The organism is Bacteroidales bacterium (genome assembly GCA_018334875.1).
GTDB lineage: Bacteria > Bacteroidota > Bacteroidia > Bacteroidales > UBA12077 > JAGXLC01.
Genome location: JAGXLC010000275.1, coordinates 1 through 5,490 on the forward strand (window position 1 = coordinate 1; position 5,490 = coordinate 5,490).

At 46.4% G+C, this 5,490-nt stretch carries 3 protein-coding genes; all 3 read left to right on the forward strand.

Annotated elements, in window-relative coordinates; genetic code table 11:
• Window positions 1-405: 405 nt before the first annotated feature.
• Entirely contained in the window at window positions 406-4,305 is a 3,900-nt protein-coding gene (locus KGY70_16245; protein ID MBS3776749.1) for a gliding motility-associated C-terminal domain-containing protein, read from the forward strand.
• A 14-nt stretch (window positions 4,306-4,319) separates the two neighbouring features.
• Window positions 4,320-5,222, forward strand: a complete 903-nt coding sequence (locus tag KGY70_16250; GenBank protein ID MBS3776750.1) for a type IX secretion system membrane protein PorP/SprF — start codon at window positions 4,320-4,322, stop codon at window positions 5,220-5,222.
• A 13-nt stretch (window positions 5,223-5,235) separates the two neighbouring features.
• On the forward strand, window positions 5,236-5,490 hold a 255-nt coding region (locus KGY70_16255), incomplete at its 3' end, for a hypothetical protein (protein MBS3776751.1).

A 5,490-nucleotide genomic window follows, 5' to 3' on the forward strand; every position in this document is an offset into this window, starting at 1 on the left:
AACTCCTCAGCTTTCCGGGCATACCTCTTGGATGCACAGGAAGCCATCACCAGTAGAATGACAAGTAACATCAATAATCTTTGCATATCAGCCAATTTTACTTTGATAAATGTTATCATGCTATTTTGGGGTGACAAAAAATGCCCTCACATGAATGAATATCCAAATTGGGTTGTACGGACATTTATAATGGGAGTTACTTATTTTGGTTAAAAATCCCCTTCTGCCTGAATTATTATTTCTTATACGATTCTGTTTTTATGACGAAACGCTCTTTACTTATGACGAACCCCGGTAAACTTTGTGTGAATATAAATCTGATGTTCCTAAATAACTAACAACCAAAATTATTTGTAACCACAACAAATATATTACGTAAATTAATTCGTAAATATATAACTGTAGATGGTGAAAATTTGCTTTAAAGCATTATTGTTGTTGATATTCTGGATTCCTGTAAATCTGAACGCACAGGCGCCCCCGTGGTCGTGGACCAAAGGGATCCACTCTTCAGGAGAAGAAATGTCCACCGATTGCAGGCTCGATTCTGTAACCGGGGATATTCTGATGACAGGGGATTTTGACAGTGATCTTTCCGACTATCTGGGAGACGGGTCCGCTGTTTCTACCGATTTCACCTCCACTTATGGGAATTCAGACGGATTTGTCGCCCGCTTCGACAAACACGGAAATGAGTTGTGGGCCTTTAAGATAGGAGGCTCAGGCAATGACCGCATCAGTTCCATTGATATAGCACAGGATGGAAACATTTACATAACCGGGCATATCAGCAACGGAACCTGCCATTTCACGGGAACAAGCTCCAAAATTGCCGATGACAGCGTCGATAATACTTATGGTCAAACTGGCTTCCTGGCTAAATATAGCGCCAAGGGCGCCTTGTTGTGGTTCCGGATAGCCGAAACCCCGGATGGAGACGCCGGCGGAAATATAGTAAAAACAGGTGATAAGGAAGTCTATCTTTCAGGGTACGGAAATGGCGATATTACATTCGGCGGATTATCAGAAAATCTGGATTTCGGGGGCAGTGATTTCTTCGTGGTAAAATACAACCCGGATGGTTTGGAACAATGGATATTCAAGGGCGGAACCTCCGAGGATGACCGGCTGGCAGATATGCATATCGGAACGGAGTTCTTACATATAGCCGCCAACTATAAGGCTGATAAAATTGAGTTTTACCACAGCGGCGGATCTCCTGCCTTTTCCTTCACCAATTCCTACTCCGGCAAATACCAGCTTGTGATGTGTTCCTATGACAAAGAAGGGGATAACAATGCTCAATATGAGAGTGATGGCAATGATAACGTGATAGGTAACGGCATCACGATGATTGAGGACTCACTTTATATTACCGGCCGGATTGGTTCGGATTCCTTTTTCGGTTATCCGGTTACACCTTCCAACGAGTCTGACATCTTTATCGCATCCATGTCGAAGTGGGCCCAGGTGGGATGGATAAAGACCATACCATGCACAGATTCGAAGGAAGAAGGCACAGACATCGACAAGATCGAAAACCAGTATTTGGCTATTACGGGAAATTATCATTATACACTGGATTTTTGGGGAGATACCACCCTTACTGCATCGGATGCCCAAGACGCTTTCATTTCGGTGATTACCAGCAACGGGTCTTTTAAATGGGCCAAATCCGTTGGGGGGACCAACAATGAATACAGCAATGCTGTGGATGGAAATATATATGGAGAAATCTATCTGGCGGGACATTATCTGAAGGACATTCAGTTTGATAGCGTCAGCTATCCGTCAGATGACGGCAACAATATATTTCTGGCCAAAACCGATTTGAATTACAGCGGGGAACCCCTTCCCATGGCAAGTGCAGGCCTTGACCAAACATTGTGCGGCGATTCAACGACCTTTCTTGACGGCAATGCTCCGAATGGAGATTATACGGGTACCTGGTTGTATCTGCCGGGAATCATCTGGAAGGAGGACTTTAATGACCTTGCGGATGGTACCACCGAAGATACCGATCCCCCCAGCGAATGGAGTTTAACCCAAACTTCCAGCCAGGGATACGCCGAGGTACGTTCCGGTAAATTTGAGGTCAGTGGCAACGATGATACTGTAGAATGGACTTCAGAAACCATAGATATATCGGAATATTCAAATACAAAAATCTTCATTGACCTGGAAAGCTGGACAGACGGCCAATTTGAATCAGACGATTATATAAGAGCTTATTCCAGAGTGGATGGAACAGAAAAAGCGCTGACCAACGGGCTTCACGAGGGAGCCATTGGAAACCTGACTGGCAGCGGATCTGGGGGATACCACAGTGTTACAGCCAGAGACACTATCCCGGCTGGAGACTCGCTTGAGATTGTCATCAGGATACTGAATGACGAGGAGGATTCGGAAATCTACCGCTTTGATAATGTTTTTGTCGTAGAGGAATCTTCGGGTGACGATCCGGTCATCAATGATCCCCATGATCCCGGTACTCAAGTTACAGAAATCAATTATGGAATCAATACTTTCATGTGGTCCTTTACGCATGATACCCTACCCACTTCAAGGGATCTTATGCGGATAACAAGATACCAGAAGCCCGTGGCTGACCCGGGTACAGGAGGCGACACCTGCGGACTCAGCTTTGACCTCGAAGCATCCCTGTCAACAGATACCGGATCAGGATACTGGGAGAAAACCAGCGGACCCGCCTCTGTCAAAAACTGGTCGGATTCTCCTGATCAAGACACCACAACGGTCACCGTGGAGGAGGCAGGTGTATACGAGTTTTCATGGACCGAGGTCAACGGCAAATGCGCAGACGATTCCACAATATCCGTCACCTTTTACCAGAAGCCCGTGGCTGACCCGGGTACAGGAGGCGACACCTGCGGGCTAAGCTTTGACCTTGAAGCATCCCTGTCAACAGATACCGGATCAGGATACTGGGAGAAAACCAGCGGACCCGCCTCTGTCAAAAACTGGTCGGATTCCCCCGAACAAGACGCCACAACAGTCACCGTGAAAGAGGCAGGTGAATACGAGTTTACATGGACCGAAGTCAAAGGCGACTGTGCAGATTCAGATACCATCACTGTCAATTTCCTAGAATTGCCTATTGCCGATGTGGGAGAAGATAAAGAGATTCAGAAAGGGGAAGAGATTCAACTCAATGCTACCGGGGGAACTGAATATTTGTGGAGTCCCTCCTACGGATTATCGGATACAACCATCGCCGACCCCATTGCCGGTCCGGACAGCACCACCACTTATACGGTAAAGGTAACCAATGCAGCAGGATGCAGCGATACAGCCAGTGTTACCATTACAGTCATTGCCGGTGACTTCGCCCGGGCCGACCCGGATACGACCATATGCAAGGGAAACTCTGTACAATTGAATGCTTCGGGAGGAGAATCCTACCAGTGGAAACCTTCGGAGGGTTTGTCGGACTCCGAAACAGCCAACCCCACTGCTCAACCTGATACAACAACTACCTACAAGGTAATAGTCAGGAACGAAGAAGGGCATGCAGATACTGCAAATGTAACCGTGGAAATTAATCCTCTACCGGAATTAAATGTTCCGGACGAATACGAACTATGTAAAGGGGATACCCTGCGGCTATCCACAGAAGGAACGGGTGATTTTCAATGGTCGCCCTCAGAAGGACTTAGCCGTACAGATGTTTCCCAACCTCTGGCTTTTCCTTTGAATACCACAACTTACCGGGTGGCCCTCACCAATGAGCATCAATGTACACAAACATCAAAAACGAAAGTTAAGGTGTACCGAAAACCAAATGCCTATGCAGGGGCCGACAAGCAACTGGAGTATAAGTTTGAAACCAACCTGAATGCCGGCAGGCCCGTAACCGGTACAGGCGAATGGAGTGCAGTTAAAGGCAACGCGGAGTTTGAAGACAAATCGGATCCCCAAACCACCGTATCCGGATTGGAACTGGACGAGAACATTCTGCTATGGTCGGTGGATAATGGAGTGTGCCCTGTTTCGGAAGACCGGGTCCATATTACCGTCAAAGATCTGTTGCCCCCCACGGTGATCACCCCCAATAACGACGGCAAGAACGATCATTTCAGGGTTCCGGGACTGGAAAACACGGAATGCGAAGAATTTATAGTTTTCAACAGGTGGGGAAACGAAATATACAGGGAAAAAAATTATCAGGGCGACTGGGATGGCATCAACAAATGGGGGGAAAAGGTTACCGCGGACACCTATTATTATATTTTAAAATTAAAATCAGGAAGGGTATTAAAAGGATATTTCGACATAGCACACTGATAAAAAAAGCCGTGGTGGGTTTATTGTTCCTTATGGCATTTGGGGAATCATACGGACAGTTCCACCCATTGAGCGAGCAGTACACACTGGATGCTTTAAGCATCAACCCGGCTTACGCCGGAAGAAGGGAGGCCCTGAGTATTGCCATGTCGTACCGTCACCAATGGGTTGGATTTGAAGGGGCGCCCCGCACAGAGATTATCAGCATGCACTCTCCCTTTTTGAAGCAAAGACCCGGTATCGGACTTGTACTCATGAATAATAAAATGGGCATCAAACAGGAAACAGGAGTGTTCGGCAATTATTCCTACAGTTTTAAAACAGGGCCCGGTAAATTATCACTCGGCCTGGGAGCCGGGGTTTCAATAACCAACAAAAATCCCCACGAGTATCGGGTACTCGATCAGGGAGACGAAGCAGTGAGGGCTACCCAAAAGAATTTTATCATGCCTGATTTCAGTGCAGGTGTATATTATTATACCGACCGGTATTATGCAGGAATTTCCGCACCCTTTTTTATGAATCACCGGTTTAGCCCTGCAAGTGGCGAGTACGAAATGTATCACAGTTTAGACGATTCCAACTATATGGTGATGGGAGGGTACTTATGGGAAATCAATGAATCGGTAAAACTGTTTCCGAACGCCCTTTTACGATTCAAGCCAAACAGGGCCAGGCAGGTAGATTTGAACCTCCATGTTATTGTGAAGGACAAATTCTGGCTGGGCACCAATTACAGATCAGAAAAAGGCATCATCTGGACCTTGCAATACCAGATCAACAACCAGTTCAGGCTGGCTTATTCCTACGGTACCGATTTTTCCGAACTGGGAAGGTACAACAGGGGTACCCATGAGATCATGCTGCGATATGATTTCAAATACTTGCTTGAAGTGGTAAGCCCGAGATATTTCTGAAAGGGTAACTAATATGAAGAAATTACTGATCATATACATCATACTTTTTGTAGCCTTGTTAAAAGCCGGGGCGCAGAACCGGCATTATTCCGCGGAACCGGCTCCTTTCAGCTCGGATCGGTATGATGAGTTCTCCCCTGCAATGTACCAGGATAGCATTGTTTTTTGTTCCAACCAGCCCGATGATCTTTTCATTAGATACGTGACCGGAAACAAGCAGGAGCATTTTAACATCTACTGCATCAATCCCGATGACACGGCAACATGG

Bases quoted from the DNA above. Each gene is read 5' to 3' on its own strand.
- KGY70_16245 (MBS3776749.1), top strand. From the start codon at position 406: ATGGTGAAAATTTGCTTTAAAGCATTATTGTTGTTGATATTCTGGATT.